General features: G+C 40.2%; 15 protein-coding genes. 1 reads left to right on the forward strand and 14 read right to left on the reverse strand.

Annotated elements, in window-relative coordinates:
• Nucleotides 1-17: 17 nt before the first annotated feature.
• The 3 genes from IGI52_RS12815 to IGI52_RS12825 form a co-directional block, all read right to left on the reverse strand.
• On the reverse strand, nucleotides 18-1,898 hold the full coding sequence (locus tag IGI52_RS12815) for an ABC transporter ATP-binding protein (protein WP_016179528.1): 1,881 nt from the start codon (nucleotides 1,896-1,898) through the stop codon (nucleotides 18-20).
• The gene (locus tag IGI52_RS12820; protein ID WP_049221831.1) at nucleotides 1,888-3,627 is read right to left on the reverse strand and encodes an ABC transporter ATP-binding protein; all 1,740 of its coding nucleotides are present in this window, start codon (nucleotides 3,625-3,627) and stop codon (nucleotides 1,888-1,890) included. The genes IGI52_RS12815 and IGI52_RS12820 overlap by 11 nt, the downstream gene beginning before the upstream one ends.
• A 297-nt stretch (nucleotides 3,628-3,924) precedes the next feature.
• Entirely contained in the window at nucleotides 3,925-5,379 is a 1,455-nt protein-coding gene (locus IGI52_RS12825; protein ID WP_048720299.1) for a helix-turn-helix domain-containing protein, read from the reverse strand.
• A gap of 243 nt (nucleotides 5,380-5,622) precedes the next feature.
• Between IGI52_RS12825 and IGI52_RS12830 the strand changes: the two genes are divergently transcribed.
• Entirely contained in the window at nucleotides 5,623-6,651 is a 1,029-nt protein-coding gene (locus IGI52_RS12830) for a sortase domain-containing protein (RefSeq protein WP_016179523.1), read from the forward strand.
• Nucleotides 6,652-6,671: 20 nt separating this feature from the next.
• Here IGI52_RS12830 and IGI52_RS12835 read toward each other — a convergent pair whose 3' ends face one another.
• The 11 genes from IGI52_RS12835 to IGI52_RS12885 all read right to left on the reverse strand — a co-directional run bounded on the left by IGI52_RS12835 (nucleotide 6,672) and on the right by IGI52_RS12885 (nucleotide 16,775).
• Complete coding sequence (locus IGI52_RS12835; protein WP_016179522.1) at nucleotides 6,672-6,887, reverse strand: hypothetical protein; 216 nt, start codon at nucleotides 6,885-6,887, stop codon at nucleotides 6,672-6,674.
• Nucleotides 6,862-7,179: a helix-turn-helix domain-containing protein gene (locus IGI52_RS12840; RefSeq protein ID WP_016179521.1), complete on the reverse strand. Its 318-nt coding sequence runs from the start codon at nucleotides 7,177-7,179 to the stop codon at nucleotides 6,862-6,864. The genes IGI52_RS12835 and IGI52_RS12840 overlap by 26 nt, the downstream gene beginning before the upstream one ends.
• Nucleotides 7,180-7,449: 270 nt before the next feature.
• The gene (locus IGI52_RS12845; protein ID WP_016179520.1) at nucleotides 7,450-7,821 is read right to left on the reverse strand and encodes a type II toxin-antitoxin system PemK/MazF family toxin; all 372 of its coding nucleotides are present in this window, start codon (nucleotides 7,819-7,821) and stop codon (nucleotides 7,450-7,452) included.
• A 36-nt stretch (nucleotides 7,822-7,857) separates the two neighbouring features.
• The gene (gene alr, locus IGI52_RS12850; protein WP_434239955.1) at nucleotides 7,858-8,985 is read right to left on the reverse strand and encodes an alanine racemase; all 1,128 of its coding nucleotides are present in this window, start codon (nucleotides 8,983-8,985) and stop codon (nucleotides 7,858-7,860) included.
• Between the two features lie 19 nt (nucleotides 8,986-9,004).
• Nucleotides 9,005-9,355 carry a holo-ACP synthase gene (gene acpS / locus IGI52_RS12855; RefSeq protein WP_016179518.1) on the reverse strand — a complete coding sequence of 117 codons (351 nt, stop codon included), beginning with the start codon at nucleotides 9,353-9,355 and terminating at the stop codon, nucleotides 9,005-9,007.
• 146 nt (nucleotides 9,356-9,501) lie between these two features.
• On the reverse strand, nucleotides 9,502-11,052 hold the full coding sequence (gene cshA, locus IGI52_RS12860; RefSeq protein ID WP_048720287.1) for a degradosome RNA helicase CshA: 1,551 nt from the start codon (nucleotides 11,050-11,052) through the stop codon (nucleotides 9,502-9,504).
• Between the two features lie 331 nt (nucleotides 11,053-11,383).
• Nucleotides 11,384-12,739 carry a UDP-N-acetylmuramoyl-tripeptide--D-alanyl-D-alanine ligase gene (locus IGI52_RS12865; RefSeq protein WP_438781545.1) on the reverse strand — a complete coding sequence of 452 codons (1,356 nt, stop codon included), beginning with the start codon at nucleotides 12,737-12,739 and terminating at the stop codon, nucleotides 11,384-11,386.
• 164 nt (nucleotides 12,740-12,903) lie between these two features.
• Complete coding sequence (locus tag IGI52_RS12870) at nucleotides 12,904-13,968, reverse strand: D-alanine--D-alanine ligase (protein WP_016179515.1); 1,065 nt, start codon at nucleotides 13,966-13,968, stop codon at nucleotides 12,904-12,906.
• 100 nt (nucleotides 13,969-14,068) lie between these two features.
• Nucleotides 14,069-14,518 carry a YaiI/YqxD family protein gene (locus IGI52_RS12875; RefSeq protein ID WP_016179514.1) on the reverse strand — a complete coding sequence of 150 codons (450 nt, stop codon included), beginning with the start codon at nucleotides 14,516-14,518 and terminating at the stop codon, nucleotides 14,069-14,071.
• Nucleotides 14,502-15,848, reverse strand: a complete 1,347-nt coding sequence (locus IGI52_RS12880) for a hypothetical protein (RefSeq protein ID WP_438781546.1) — start codon at nucleotides 15,846-15,848, stop codon at nucleotides 14,502-14,504. The genes IGI52_RS12875 and IGI52_RS12880 overlap by 17 nt, the downstream gene beginning before the upstream one ends.
• 27 nt (nucleotides 15,849-15,875) lie before the next feature.
• Nucleotides 15,876-16,775, reverse strand: a complete 900-nt coding sequence (locus IGI52_RS12885; protein ID WP_438781547.1) for a metallophosphoesterase — start codon at nucleotides 16,773-16,775, stop codon at nucleotides 15,876-15,878.
• Between the last annotated feature and the right edge of the window lie 7 nt (nucleotides 16,776-16,782).

Here is a 16,782-nt window from a genome sequence, read left to right on the forward strand (position 1 = left end):
AAGACACGTCTGTAGGATTAATCTAATTCGACTTTCCCGGTATACAATTGATAATACATGCCGCCTTCAGCTAATAGACTTTCATGATCTCCACGCTCAATGATCCGGCCATGATCCATTACCATAATGACATCAGAGTTTTGAATCGTGGATAATCGATGAGCGATTACAAACACCGTCCGACCTTCCATCAAGCGATCCATCCCTGACTGAACAATGCTTTCTGTCCGAGTATCAATACTAGACGTCGCCTCATCCATAATCATCACCGGTGGATCAGCGATCGCCGCTCGAGCGATGGCCAGCAATTGCCGCTGCCCTTGCGATAGACCCTCACCGTCACCAGTAATCACCGTGTCGTATTTCTCTGGTAAATGTTGGATGAAAGTATCCGCATTTGATAATTTTGCCGCTTGATAAACTTCTTCATCTGTCGCACTTAAATTACCGTAACGAATATTTTCTTTGACTGTTCCAGTAAACAAGTGGGTATCCTGCAAAACGATTCCCAAAGAAGAACGCAAAGAATTCTTTTTGATTTTTTTAACGTTGACACCATCATAACGAATCTTACCTTCTTGAATATCATAGAAACGATTGATCAGATTCGTAATGGTTGTCTTACCAGCACCCGTCGCACCCACAAAAGCGACTTTTTGTCCCGGCTCTGCATATAGATTGATATCATGCAGTACAAGCTGATCGTCATTATAGCCAAAATTAACATCCTCAAAACGGACATCGCCGGTTAAACGAACATAAGAAGTCGTTCCATCCTCATGAGGATGTTTCCAAGCCCAGATTCCAGTCCGTTCTTTCGTCTCGATCAATTCACCCTGAACTTCCTTTACGTTTACCAGTGTCACATAGCCATCATCGACTTCTGATTCTTCATCTAATAATTGGAAGATTCGGTCAGCCCCTGCCAGAGCCATAATTACAAAATTAATTTGTTGAGAAATTTGACTAATCGGGCCGTTGAGTGAACGACTCAGTTGCAAGAAGGAAGCAATCATCCCGACAGTCAATGCTGAAACACCGTAAACTGCGAATAAACCGCCAATAATTGCTACAAGCACATATTGGATGTTCAAAAGATTCATCATAATCGGCATCAAGGTATTCGCAGTCGCATTGGCCTTCGTGGCACTTTCCTGTAATTGATCATTGATTACATCAAATTCCTTTATCGCTGTCTCTTCATGGTTGAAAACCTTCACGACTTTTTGGCCGTGCATCATCTCTTCGATATAGCCGTTGACCTTACCAAGTGAACGCTGCTGCTCACCAAAATAACGGCCACTGCGATTGGTGATAAAACGCAGCATCACAAACATCAAAGAGACTGAGACAATCACAAAGCAGGTCAAGGGAACACTTAATGAAAACATGGCGATAAACACAGAAACAAAAGTAACTAAAGCCATCATCAGGTTAGGAATACTCTGTGAAATCATTTGCCGCAAAGTATCTGTGTCATTGGTAAAATGACTCATGATATCACCATCGGCATTTGAATCAAAATAACGTAACGGCAATGTTTCTAAATGAGTAAACATCTGATCGCGAATTTTTTTCTGGGTACCTTCAGATACTTTTACCATGATCAAGTTGTAAGACAAGGTACCAGCAATCCCGATTACATAGATTAAGGCCATAGTCATGATTGCCTTTAACAATCCTGTAAAATTCGGATTGCTTTGACCAATCAGCGGAGTGATATAATCATCGATCACGACCTGTAAGAACAGCGAACCTCGTACATTGGCAAAGGCGCTGATCAGAATCATAAAAAAGACAATGATTAATTGAGCTTTATGTTCTTTTGCCATGATCTTCAGCAAGCGCTTGATGGTTTTGGTGGGTCTGGATTTGGCTGCGGTTCCTCTATTCATCATGTTCCCCAAATCCTTTCTGTTGAGAATCAAAGACTTCTTGATAGATGACATTGTTCGCCAGCAATTCATCATGGGTCCCGATTCCATTGATTTTTCCGTCATCTAAGACAATAATTCGATCGGCATCCTGAATTGAGCTGACCCGTTGGGAAATGATGAAGGTGGTCGTTCCAGGAATTTCCTTTGCTAGGCCTTCACGAATTGCACGATCTGTTTTTGTATCTACCGCGCTGGTAGAATCATCCAAGATCAAAATCTTCGGCTTCTTCAACAATGCACGAGCAATGGTCAAACGTTGCTTTTGTCCACCAGAAACATTATTTCCGCCTTCAGAAATCATCGTGTCATATTTATTAGGAAACTCTTGGATAAAGGAATCGGCTTGAGCGATCTTTGCTGCGTGAATGACTTCCTCTTCCGTCGCATTAGCGTTACCCCAGCGCAAATTATCAGTGATTGTTCCACTGAACAACACATTGTTTTGCAGAACCATCCCCACCTGATCCCGTAAAGTTTCCAAGTCATAGCTCCGCACATCATGACCGCCAACTTTGATCTGCCCATGGGTCACATCATATAATCGTGGAATCAGCTGCACTAGACTGGACTTGGAACTACCAGTTCCACCGACAATCCCGATTACTTCACCAGAAGCGATCCTTAAATCAATGTTTTCTAAAACGAGTTTATCCATGTCATCCTTGTAGCTGAAGCAAACATTCTTGAATTCTACTGAACCATCTGGAATTTCCATCAGTGGATTTTCCCCATTCTTCAGGTCACTTTCTTCATTCAAGACTTCAGTGATACGTTCGGCAGAGGTACGAGCGATCATTAATTGGACAAAGGTCATAGACATCATCATTAAGCTCATCAAAATCTGCATCGTGTAATTGAACATGCTGACTAATTCACCAGTAGACAGATTCCCTTTATTCACAATCAATTCGGCACCCAACCACGAAAGCAGTAACATACATGTATACACTGCTACTTGTAAAAGCGGCATATTAAAGGCCACGATTCGTTGCGCCTTAGTAAAATTATCAAATACCATTTGTGAAACACGACTGAACTTTTCTTCTTCGTATTCCTCACGAACATAGGACTTAACCACTCGAATCCCTTGCAGATTTTCATGAACAACGTTATTCAAACGATCATATGTCCGAAAAACTTTTTCAAACAACGGATGAGCAAAACGAATGATCAGGCCTAAACCAATAATCATGATCGGCACAATCACTAAATAAATCATTGATAGCTCCCGATTAATATGAAACGTCATTACTAAAGAAAAAATCAAGATCAGCGGCGAACGAACTAATATTCGAATCACCATTTGATACGCGTTCTGAACATTTGTTGTATCCGTCGTCAAACGAGTAATTAAACTCGAACTCGAAAAACGATCAATGTTAGAAAAAGAAAAACCTTGGATTCGCTCAAATAAATTATGGCGTAAATTCTTCGCAAATCCCGCTGAAGCGATCGCAGCTGTCCGACCACCTAACGTCCCCATCGCTAATGCAAACAAGGCACATAAAAAGAGCAAGCCTCCATAACGCAAAATCGCATTTGTATCACTTTTTTCTATTCCGTTATCAATCAGACCTGCCATAATCAAGGGCATGATCACATCCATCAAGACTTCCCCCATCGTAAATAAAGGTGTCTGCAGGCTTTGCTTCTTATATTCACCGACATTTGCCAGTAATTTTTTTAACATGCATTCACGTCCTTTCATTAATAATTGCTTATTCTAGTATAGAGATTTTTGTTCAAAAGTTCTAATAAATTCATCTACTTTTCATAAAAAAGAACCATCCCGAGCTTAGGATGATTCTTTCCTCAAAACGAAACTATCTACACCTCATCACTACCAACGATTGGCCAAGTCCGCTGCTCATCGAAATAGCGTGCCTCTTTCTGAGCCTGATCCACAATTTTTTCTGGGCAATCCATTACCTTTAGTAAAGCAATCGCATTTCTTTAGGTACAAAAAAGAAGACCCAACTAGAGCCTTCTAACGTATTTCTTTTACATAAGAACCAATCGAAGTCAGATCACTTTCAGTCAAAAAATCATCTACAATCTTTAAATTACTATAGGAATAATTTTTGATCGGATAATTCGCAATAACCAAATCATACTCCATGAAGCTTTCATCATGTTCAAAATCCAATGCTGAGCCCTCATGAGTTTCAATCACTACCCGATAATAAAAACGACTTTGAATCAGTTCAGCAATCATTTTCGCGTGGCTTACCCCCGAATCACTCACAACAAAAATCTTCACCTTAGCGGCATGTTCATCCAGTGAATGAGCAAGTCCTTCCCATTCCTTAAACAACACTTGTACCACCGAAAAATAAAATTGACTGAACCAAGGTTCCCCCGTCTTTCGTTCTATTCGTAGCAATAGTTGATGGACATACTTTGTAAAATGCGGATACTGCACCTTTGCATTTCGTGAAAAGTACGCCGCCGAATCAAACAAGATTGATTTTGGATACGGCCATACTTGATAGGTGGTTTGGATCTGTAGTAATTTTTGCAAAAGGTTTTTCCGACCTTTATCTGATAGCGGCAAATCGTATACCTGCTCCAATTCACCTAAAAAATTCTCTAAATAATTCAACGTGATCTGACAGTTCGGATCAAAGCGTGTGATAAAGCAAGGGCAAAATAGACTATTCGCCACATCATAATACCAGTGATCTGTCACTGTATAATTGGTATTTTGAACGATTCGATCCGCCTCTGGACGTAAGGTCAAAATTTGATGAATCAATGCTGGTTTCAAATCATACTTCTCACCTCTTGTCAGCTGAAATCCTTGCGAAGTTCGTACGACAATAATTGCCAGTAAATAACTGCTTTCCAGAATTTCACGATCATTGTAAGCAATATCAAAAGATTGATTGGCAGTTTTAATGAAATGAATCATTTTACTACGCTCCAGCTCAAAGGGCCATTCATTGACGCCATATTTTTCTAAAAATAATTGTACATAAAAGACGCGTACCCAGCGTTCATTTTTTGCAGTAATCCGAAACGGTCTGCGTTCAAGGACTAATCCTCTTTCATTTAAAACTCTATCAAGTTGCTTAATCATACGATAGAAGGTTGCCTCACTGATATAAAGGGCATTGATCCAGTAGTCCATATCCTCATTTGGCTGAAAAAAGAGCCGTTCTAAAAATATAAATGCCTCAGATTCATCCATCAAATTTCTAGCTAGCTGACGTGTTTTATTGTGAAGGGCATCGTTTAATCTTAATCCATTTGTTCGGGAATACTCTATCCCAACGTGCTCACCCCAAAGATTATTGATCGCGTCTACATCTGACAAAATCGTTTTTACCGAACATTCCAACAAATCAGCAATCATTTCCGGATTCTGCCAGCCAATCAAATCTCTTAATACACCGATAATGGCTAAACGTCGTTGTGTTGTATTTTTAAGTAATCTCCGCACAAAAGTACCCTCCTCAGTCAATTGTCACTATTCTTCAAATCGAATATGCATTTTTAAGTTTTTGGATTATAACATTCTTTGGTCATTATATCATAAAATAACCTTTTGAAAACGGAAAAATATTGATATTTATTTAACTAAAATCCACAAATAACAATCACACCTAAATATTATGTTATTTTTATTTCTTATTATCAAGCCATGATTTATCATTTAAGCAAATCAGGAAAAGGGGTGTTTTCCATGAATTCATCAATGAGAAAACGATTCATTTTTTCAGATGTTATTGTATGTCTTTTCTTTCTAGCCAGTCTGATCATTTTTTCTACTATTTCCGATGCTCAGTCTCAATCAAGGAAAGTGACACATGAGCGTCAAGTAAGGATTTATGGCGAAGACAAAGTTACGATCAATGCGAATGACTCATTCAATCCCAACCAGTACTACAAAGCGGTTGGTGATGACCACCATCCTGTTAAACTAAATTACACAAATATTAACACAAGCAAACCTGGTCGCTACGCTTTAACCTTGTCTGCAAAAAACAAACAAGATTACGACAAAAGAACTGTTCTGATTATCATTGAAGAAGAAAAAAGCGTTCAAAAGCCGCAGGTTGAAAAAGAAGCTCAACCAAATCAAACACCTGCCTCCTCTTCAAAAGAAACGTCACAAGAAACAGCCAAAAGTTCAGCCACTCAATCTTCAGTAACAAGCGCCCCAATCGAAACACCACAATCAGAAGAAAAGTCTCAAGAGCCCCTTCAACAAGAACCCGTCGAAATTGCACAAGAAACATTACAAGTCACGCCTGAAGCGGCAAAACCAATAAATGAAGCTCCTCCTCAACAAAAATCCGTACAGCAGCCAAATCAAATTGCACTTTTAGGAACTTCTATCCCTTATCAAAATGCTGGTCAAGGTAATGGTCAAGGAATCATCAACAGCGGTTCTGTCGCAGCGACTTGGGGCGGGAATCCGATACAATCTGGCACAGATAACCAAAATACTCATTTTATTGGTCATAATCCAGGCGTCTTTTCCTCAATTTTTTCACTTAGTGCGGGAAGTCCAATTATAGTTACAGATAGCTTAGGTAACGCCACGACATATATAGTGAATGGTATCATTCAAGTCGATGACAGCGGCAGAGATATCCATTCTGGACAAGACAACTGGGATCAAATCACATCAGCAGGCGGTGGTGAACGCATTACTTTACAAACCTGTATCACTGACACAGTCAATCTCATCGTCTTTGCACAAGCATAAGAAAAACAGGCTGATTCATGTCAGCCTGTTTTTTTCAATCCTCTTTCTAAAAAATAGCGAACAATGTGCGCGATAATCATGGTTCCAAAAACAATTCCAGTAGCGATCTTTATCCCCATCGGAACATAACCAGGAGGACCGGGCACCCCGACCATTGCACCAATCATCATCAAGCAGATACCACCTAAATTATAGGTAATCAAAAGCAGTTTATTGATTTTGCGAATCCTCTCCATGATTTTCCCTCCCTTCAGTGACACGCATTCCATAAAAGGCGATTTTATCTCTAACATTCTGTGAATCAGCTAAATAATCTAAAAAACTAGGCTTCGCCTGTCCTAAAAGCTCATCAATACTTTTTCGATAAATTTTGCTAAGAACAATTAGCTGGTCATAATCCGGGGCACTCTTATTTAATTCCCACTTAGAAATGGTTTGCGGTGTGACGTGTAAAAGCTCAGCAAGTTGTTTCTGACTCATTTTTTTCTTTTGGCGAAAATACCTAAGCTGTTCACCGATTTCAACCATCCTACTCCCTCGTCTCTTCTTTCTTTATCCCTAGTATACAATGAGAAACTTCTGGTTTACTACAAATCATTGATAGATAAATCGTTGAACCGCAAAAAAAGAGACACAACGAATCGTTGTATCCCTCGATAAACTAAGATAAATTACAGTATTAAGAATCCAAACCCAAATTTTATCATTATAATTAAAAAATTCGAAAAAATGCAGTATGATCAGACAGATAAAAAATAGCAACAAACCGCATCTTGGCTAACCAACAAAAAGTTGATTTTATGTAAGATTCGTTGTGACCGCAGCCATCGTTTCAATGCCGATACTAATACGCAAAGCTGCGTCAACTTCTGCCATCAGACAACGATCCAAATGACAAACCTTTTCCTTTAAACGAGATTTGTCGATCGTCCGAATCTGCTCTAATAGGATTACCGAATCTCTTTCAATTCCGGTTCCATTTGATTTTATTCCAATATGTGTTGGTAATTTAGGCTTCGCCATTTTCGCCGTGATCGCTGCAATGATGATCGTTGGACTGAAATGGTTGCCCAAATTATTTTGGATTACCAACACCGGCCGAATGCCTCCTTGTTCAGAACCAATAACTGGCGATAAATCTGCGAAATAGATATCACCACGCTTAACCATAATTTTCCTCCTGAGCTTCAGAATTTTTTTATATATTTACTCTTGATATATTCTTGGTACACGTTCCGAAAGCATACAACAAACTTCATAATGGATTGTCCCTAAGTGGTCGGCTACATCCTGCATCGTAATCTCTTGCCCATTATTTTCACCGATCAATGTGACTTTAGTTCCAACCTTAAAATCACGCGGCAGTCGGATCATTAATTGATCCATACAAACGCGGCCGACAATCTCACAAAACTGGCCCTCTACTAACAATGAAAAACCCTGCATTTTCCGTAGCCAACCATCTGCATACCCGATTGGAACGGTGCCAATCCATTCTTTCGCAGGTGTGTCATAGGTTTTTCCATAGCCGACACCCTCACCAGCAGCCAATTCCTTCACCTGAATCAATTCAGATACTAATTCCATTGCTGGTTTCAATGGATAAGATTCAGGTAATTCATGACCCGAAGGATTCAATCCATACATCCCAACACCGTAACGAATCATATTTCCCGGCATCTCTTGATTATGCCAAAGGGCAGTTGCGCTGTTGCTTGAATGCACATAACGAGGAAGATGATCTAGTGCTTCGATCACGTGTTTAAAGCGATCCGCTTGCTTGTGCCAATAACTTGTATCCTTTTCATCTGCTGTCGCAAAATGAGTAAACAAACCTTCCCAAACCATATTAGGAGAGGCTTCAATAATCTTAGCTGCCTCTTTGACTTCTTCGGGTGTTAAAAAACCCAGCCGGCTCATACCTGTATCTGCTTTGATATGAATTTTTATTGGAGTTGTTGCCTCCTCTAAATCTCTTAGTACCTCTTGTGCTTCAATTAACCATTCCTTTGTTGCTACAGTAATTGATAAATCATAATCAATCACCAATGATAAATAACTTGGAAATACAACGCTCAATACTAAGATGGGTTCAGTGATCCCCGCTTCTCGTAATTCCATCGCTTCATCTAGAGTTGCCACACAAAATCCGGTTGCGCCAACTGATAAAGCTTGTTGAGCGGTAGCCACCGCTCCATGTCCGTAGCCATCTGCCTTCACGACTGCGAATAATTCTACCCCTTTAGGTAATCGATCAATTTCATTTTTAATATTCTCTCTCAATGCGTTTCTATGTATAATAGCTCTCGTTGGTCGATGATACGTTACAACCATAAACTTAGTGTCCTTCTTTCTATTCCTCCAGCAATACTTGTGCGATTGCTAGTTCCTCCGTATGGGTCAAGCTGACAAACACCTTTCCCTGATGAGGTGATTTTGTAAAGGCGGGTGCACCATTATCATCGCGTAATATTTCTAAATCTTGAAAACTGACTTTTCCAATGCCTGTCCCCCAAGCTTTAGAAAAAGCTTCTTTGCATGCATACCGTCCTGCTAGAAATTCTACCTGACGATGTGGAGAATGGCTAGCAAAAAGGGTCTGTTCCGCTGGAGTTAATATCCGTTCCACAAAATGCGGCCGGCGTTCAATGATTTTTGCGACCCGTTCAAGCTCAGTCGCATCGATCCCGATTCCTTTAATCATGCTCTCAACCCTTTCAAGTAACATCTTTATTTTACCAAAGACTTCTTTAAATGCTACGATTTTTTTTTAATAATCCATGAAAAGTCCTTCATAACAAGAAAAAACCATCAATCAAAAAGATCGATGGCTTTGATAGTTCTGAAAAACTAATCGTTTGAGTTAGTGCGAATAACAAAACCGCGTTTTTTATCATTGCTGCGGTTCGTATTTTTATTGTTGCTACGTGATTTATTGCCGCCGTAATTTTTATTTTTGTTACGATCACGATCACCACCGCGGTCTTTACGGTAGTTGTCTTTTCCACGTCCGCCGCCACGGTTATTTCCACCGCCGCGTTTGCCGCCACGATTGAAGCCGCCTTTTTTATTTGAAGGTAATGGACGTTCAGGCGTAATTTTTACAGGAACCGCATCAGCAGGATCTTTGGCTGTCGTCTTCAATAATAAAGCAGCCAGTTCCTCCGGTGAATAAGCAGCTAATAATTCTTTTGCTGATTCGTTGTATTTTTCTAGGCTGTCGGAATTCTCCTCCATTTGATTTTGGATTTGTTCCATTGCAGCGCCTAGTTGACCTTTAAAGGCTTCTTTTTCGGTTGGTGGACGCATTGGGTTCATGCGTTTTTTCGTTAAGTTTTCGATCACATGCAAGTAGCCCATTTCGTTTGGTGTAACAAACGTTACAGACATCCCACCTTTACCAGCACGACCTGTACGGCCGATACGGTGAACGTAGCTTTCTGGATCTTGCGGAATATCATAGTTGTACACATGGGTAACACCTGAGATATCCAAGCCGCGAGCAGCAACGTCTGTCGCTACTAAAATATCCAAATCACCACGTTTGAATGAACGCAAAACGCTCATCCGTTTTTGCTGTGATAAATCACCATGGATTCCTTCAGCTTTATAACCACGAGCTTCTAAGCCACGAGCCAATTCGTCAACACGACGTTTTGTCCGACCAAAAACGATGGCTAAATCTGGTGTTTGAACATCAAACAAACGTGTCATAACATCAAATTTTTCGTAATCTTTTGCTCGAACGTAATATTGATCAATCAAATCAGCCGTCATTTCTTTAGCTTTAATCTTCACGTGCTCTGGAGTTTTCATAAACTTCACGCCGATTTTTTTAATTGCATCAGGCATTGTTGCTGAAAACAACAATGTTTGGCGTTCTGCAGGGACTTTACTGATAATTTTTTCGATATCTTCTAAGAAGCCCATGTTCAACATTTCGTCCGCTTCATCCAAGACTAATGTTTCCACAGTTTCTAGTTTCAAGGTGTGGCGATTAATATGATCCAACATCCGGCCTGGGGTTCCTACAACGATATGCGGACGGTCCTTCAAACCGCGGATTTGACGACCAATATCTGCTCCGCCATAAACAGCTTGTACGCGAATTTTTTTATCGCGGCCTAAGCGAAACAGTTCTTCTTGTGTTTGGATCGCAAGCTCACGTGTTGGTGCGATGACAAGTCCTTGTAATACATTTTTCGTTGTGTCGATCTTGTTCAGCATAGGCAAGCCAAAAGCAGCCGTTTTACCTGTACCTGTTTGTGCTTGTCCGATTACATCTTTTCCTTCTAAAGCTAATGGAATTGTTTGCTCTTGGATTGGCGTTGCTTCTTCAAAACCTGAGCGCTCGATTGCGACTAATAGTTCTGGTGCTAATTTTAGTTCTTTGAATTTCAAATGATATCCTCCTAATGTCTGTTGACCTTATCATTTAGAGCGTATGGTTTGGTATCTGCGTTTGGTCTGCAACTGTCCCTTTAGTTGCCGTCCTTGGCGATACTACCGAAAAACCGCTCCGCGAAGTCAGGCGGAAGGATCATCTCTCACAAAAAGGGGCTGAGACATCATTCAACTGAAAAATGCCCCAACCGCTTCTCAAAATAATTGGTAAGCCAGCGAATCTTCCGCTAGCGAATCTTTAATTTATTAGATGACTCGTTCAATCATTACTTCAATTTCTCGGCAATGGCTAATTTTAGCACATCATTTCGTTTTCTGCAAGTTTTCATTACTTCTGCAATGCTTCAACGACTTCGGACAAGCCCATCCCATTACTGCCTTTTAAAACAATACTGTCATCAGCTTGCAAACTGTTTTTGATGTCTTCTACCATTTGCTGTTTATCCTCTTTGCCAAAGTAATGTACAGCTAATGCTGGATAACGATCGGCTAATGCTACCTTCAGACCTTTCATTTCATCGCCATATAAAAAGATTTCATGAAAATCTTGATCATTTATATGTTCTACCATGCTCGTATGTAATGAGAAGGAATCGTCACCTAACTCCAACATATCCGCTAAAACGGCTAAACGACGACCGTTTGTTGGTAATTTCGCAAAAGTATCCAATACCAAGCCCATAGCTGTTGGATTGGCATTATAAACATCACTTAAAATGTCTGCACCATTGCTGGCTTTCAACCATTGCGTACGATTTTGCGTCACTTGAACATACGCCAAGCCTTGGAAAATCTCGTCATTATTTAACCCGAACCAGCGACCAATCGCCATGGCGATCAATGCATTTTGTACATTGTAACTCCCTGGCAACGGGATCTGATAGCCATTGTCATCGACAGAGAAAACCGTCGCACCTTTACTCTCGTTCAGGATCGTAGCAGACAGCTCTCCTGCTTGAATGCCGACTGTTTGAACCGTTTGAGACAATGAAGTTATCCGGTCTTCCAGTAACGGTTCGTTCGCCGGGATCACCAGCAGACCATCCGAGGCTAAGCCTGTCATAATCTCCATTTTTGCATCTGCGATTTTTTCTCGTGAACCTAAGTTTTCGATATGGGCTTCACCAATAATTGTAATTGCCGCAACATCTGGTTCAGCCAGTTCAGATAACACGCTGATTTCCCCTGCATGATCCATGCCCATTTCCAAAATCAGCTTTTCAGTACCTTCTGGCATATGTAAGATCGTGTACGGCAAACCAATATCATTGTTGTAATTCCCTTGTGTTTTATATGTCCGAAACTTTTGGCTAAGGACTGATTCAGTCATATCTTTTGTCGTGGTTTTACCATTCGAACCTGTAATCGCGATCACATCTGGATTTTCTTCCAGTAAATAATAGCTTGCTAATGCTTGAAAAGCCAACAAGGTATCCTTCACTAAAATCACTGCGATATCTTCAGGTGCTGTAGCTGGATCACGGCTCCATAATGTTGCTGTCGCTCCATTTTCAATTGCTTTTGCTACAAACTCATGGCCATCATTCGTTCCCTGTAGCGGAACAAATAAATCGCCGGCTTCAATTTTTCGTGAATCGAATTCGACACCAGTAACGGTCACCTCATTTTCCGCCAATACTTTACCTTGAACGGCCTTGCTGATGATTGTCGTTGTAAAATTCATGGTGTTCCTCCCAAATTTTTGTTTCTGACTTTTGCAAAGGCTCCGCAAACCCGTTCATTTTTGAGTACTGAACAGATGCGATAAGCCGGACGCTAAAAGGAACTTGAGACATCATTCATTCGAATCATGTCTCAAGTCCTGTTTGTGACTAAACAGCTACTTGATTATTCAAAACGCGCCTGTTGTTCGTAGCGCTTATTTCCTAATTGAATCAATTCTTCAATCAGATCGCTATACTTCAAGCCCATATTTTCCCATAACAATGGATACATACTGAACTCAGTAAATCCGGGCATCGTATTCAGCTCATTCAAGAATAATTCATTTTTATTTGTCAAGAAAAAGTCGCAGCGACTTAATCCTGATCCACCTAACATTGTATAGGCTGATTTTGCAAAATCGCGAGCTTTTTGCATCACATCTTCCGGCACATCCGCTGGAATTGCCATTTGAATCGTATTATTGATGTATTTAGCATTGTAATCATAGAATGCTTCTTCCTTTACGACCTCACCAGGTAATGTCGTCCGCACATCGTCATTGCCTAAAACCGCAACTTCAATCTCACGAGCATCGATGCCTTGCTCAACTAAAGCTCTTGAATCATAGCGATAAGCTTCTTGCAATGCGTTTTGCAGTTCTTCGCGATTTTCAGCACGTGAAATTCCTACGCTAGAGCCCATATTCGCCGGTTTGACAAACATTGGATACAGTAACGTTCCCTCACATTTATCAAAAATTTGTTTAGGATTTTCTTTCCATTGGTTTTTTAGGACTGGAACGTAAGGAACCTGCGGGATGCCAGCTGCCTGCAAAATGTATTTCGTCATAATTTTGTCCATTGCACAAGCACTCGTCATTACACCCGCACCAACGTAAGGCATATCCAATGTCTCTAAGAACCCTTGAATCGTGCCATCTTCACCATTAGGTCCGTGCAAGACTGGAAAAACAATCGCATTATCTTCTTTGATATCGCCAGGAGCGATTACTTTGCCGCTGAAACCTTCAACTTCATTTCCAGTCGGATCCCACGTCAAACGTAACGTTTCATCTGTTTCTGGCGCTTCTGTCAACAAGGGGCCTTTGACCCACTGGCCTGTTTTATCGATATAAATAAGCTGTACTTGATAATAATCAAAATAAACCGCAGAAATAACTGAAAAAGCCGATAAAATCGCAACATCGTGTTCTGGACTCTTTCCACCATAAAGTAAAATTATTTTCACCTGAGTATCCTCCATTACTTTCTGATCCCTAACATTTTAGCACAAAAATCAAAATCCCCAAAAAGAAATTTTACAATTATTACAATGCTTATCATTTAGATTACATCAAAGACTGTTGAACCAGGCTTTCTAGAACGCTTCTAAAATGCTCGCGATCCTCATTTGTAAAAGGTTTTGGTCCTTTTGTCCGTTGTTTTGCCTGACGCATTTTACTACCAATAAAACGTTGCGTCAGCAGAGCGTCAATATTCATCTGCGTATATTCCAACCCTGTCTGATGTAAAACATGGGCTGCTTTTGCCAACGTCAAAGAAGCCAACCCGTAATCTTGGGTAATCAAAATATCTTCCGGCTGAATGACCGAAACGATTTTAAAATCAGCAGAATCCGCCCCTCGATCAACATAGATGAACTCCACGAAATCGGGGTATTCTTTTTTCGAGTAATGATCGATACTCGTTACGATTACTACTGGTAATCCAAATTTTTTTGCAACGGCGATCGTCGTATCTTTCACTGGCGAACCGTCGCCATCAATGATCAAACGCATGTTTTCCAACCCTTCCAATCCAGCAAAGACCAATCAATAAAAGAATGATCGAAGTAAATTTCACTATATCCATTGTTGCAAGGATCTCCGGTGTGTGCAAGCTGCGCAGTAAAAAAATATCTTTGATTGGTAGTTTTTTTAATTGCAGCGTGATCAATAACAAAAACATCAAGATAAACTGGTGAGTGATACTGCCCTTATTTGATGTTGAATACTTCGCAGTAAGGCGTTGCTGCGGTTCGATTGTTTCCGTTTGATAATATAAGCGATTTAACCACGCACTTGTACCTTTTTGAAAAAAGGTCAAGACAAAAATCGCGATTGGAAACATGAAGCGAACACTCAACAATACTAACCCTGCAGCTAAACCCACAAGTTGAACAAGCAAATCATTTTTGAAATAGCGACGTACGCTGCCAGCCAAAACTAGCGAACTGATTACACCTAACAAATATGGTAAAAACAAATACGTTCCTTGCGCGGCGGCACCTTTATAGACAGCAACATAAAAGGCTCCGAAGAGAAAAATAAAGTTGCCCAGCATACCATTAAGAAATGTTAACATATTTTGCCAAAGTGGTAGTTTCCAATGATCTTTTGCTTGATTCACCACAACAATAGCTAACATAAAAATACCAGCGAATAAGATAATCGCATAATCCAGCATGGACTCATTAAATAGCAAACGACCGCTACGAAGTAAAAAGAGTGCCGCAAAAAACAATAGGAACCAAATTAGTTCTGAAATAGAAAAAAACTGTTTTGTTAACTCCTTAAAATCCATTTCATAATGCGGATAGTGCTTTACAGTATGATATGCACAAACAAAATAAAACGTAACGATACTCGGTACAATCACCGCTTGAAGCGTTAAGGAGAGCGTCGTTCCAAAAAATAAAGGAACTAAAACGATCAGTGCTGCCAAATAGCGGTGACTACTCATCGTTTGAAAGCCTTTAGACTTTTCAAGATAAGTTACGCTCGTATTTGCTGGGGGCAACCATGCTGCGCTTAGTCCTAAAAAGATACTGCCAAATAAATAGAAAGTAAAATGTAATGCTCCAATTAATGTTAGAAATGAACCAATTCCACCTATTAAGAGTGACACCATCAATAACGTATATTGATCAATCGAGCGATACAATCCTCGTATCAAAAAAATCCCAGTTACTCGAAAAGTATAAAACAAAACAAACTGCAATACCGTAACGGAAGATTGATAATTGATAAGATGCATAAAAAGTAAATACGGTATAACAATCATCGTATTGGCTAATACGAATGGTGTCGTCTGAGTAAATTGTCTAAAAAAGCGTTTCATTGTTTCCATAAAAAATCCCTTCCCATTAATACAAAATCAATAAGCAATCAACGTCACTGCTTTTCGAAATTCTTCGATTAAGTGAGCCTCTTTATAAGCGGCAAATTCCGCTTGATACTTATTCAATAGGCTCCGCATTTTCATGGGAATAAAGACTTCTGCTAATTGATTGTCCAAAACGAAATCCCGTGTGATTCCCCATTCATAATAATACCCTAATGGCCGACAGCTATAGGTCGTTCCTTGAATCTTTTGATCAGCAAAGCGCCGATGAGTATGTCCAAACACGACCTGCTGAATATTGGAATATCGATCCAATAATTCTCCTAAACCTTGAGAACCTAAAAAAGCGTTCAATTTATTCCAAATCTGATATTTTCCGTTGAGGTGCACGATAAATTCTTCCTTCGGCACAAAATGCGTTGCTAAAATAATTTGATATTTTTTTTGCTCCAAATCATCTAAGACAGTGCGCAATTGACTTAAGATAGCTTGATCCACCGTCTGATCATCAGAAAAGCGTTCAATAATTCGATCGAACCAATAAATATTCTTGATCGAACGAATTTGCTGCGGATCCCTAAGCTCAGAAAAGCCATAATCGTACCAGCCATTAAAGCCTAATAATACGGTTTGCTGATTCAACGGTACATAGCGTAAATTCAGAAAATGGCTGTCAGGATAATGCTCAATCATCTGCTCTCCTTTAACATTTCCCATCTCATGATTTCCTAAATTAAAGGTTGTTGGCAGCCCACGTGAGCGAAAAAAATGATTAATCGCTAGTGTCTGGTCGATCTTATTTGCCGTATCACCAGCAAAGTGTAAGCGGGTTGCTCCATATTCCTGCAACAACTCAAAAAGCTTGGTCAACTCTGACTCGCCAAGGTGATTGATATCGGCATGTAAATCTGTGATCACCGCTAATTTTCCCATCTCACAG

It is taken from the genome of Enterococcus sp. DIV0187 (assembly GCF_051713785.1).
In the GTDB taxonomy this organism is placed as follows: Bacteria; Bacillota; Bacilli; order Lactobacillales; family Enterococcaceae; genus Enterococcus_A; species Enterococcus_A avium.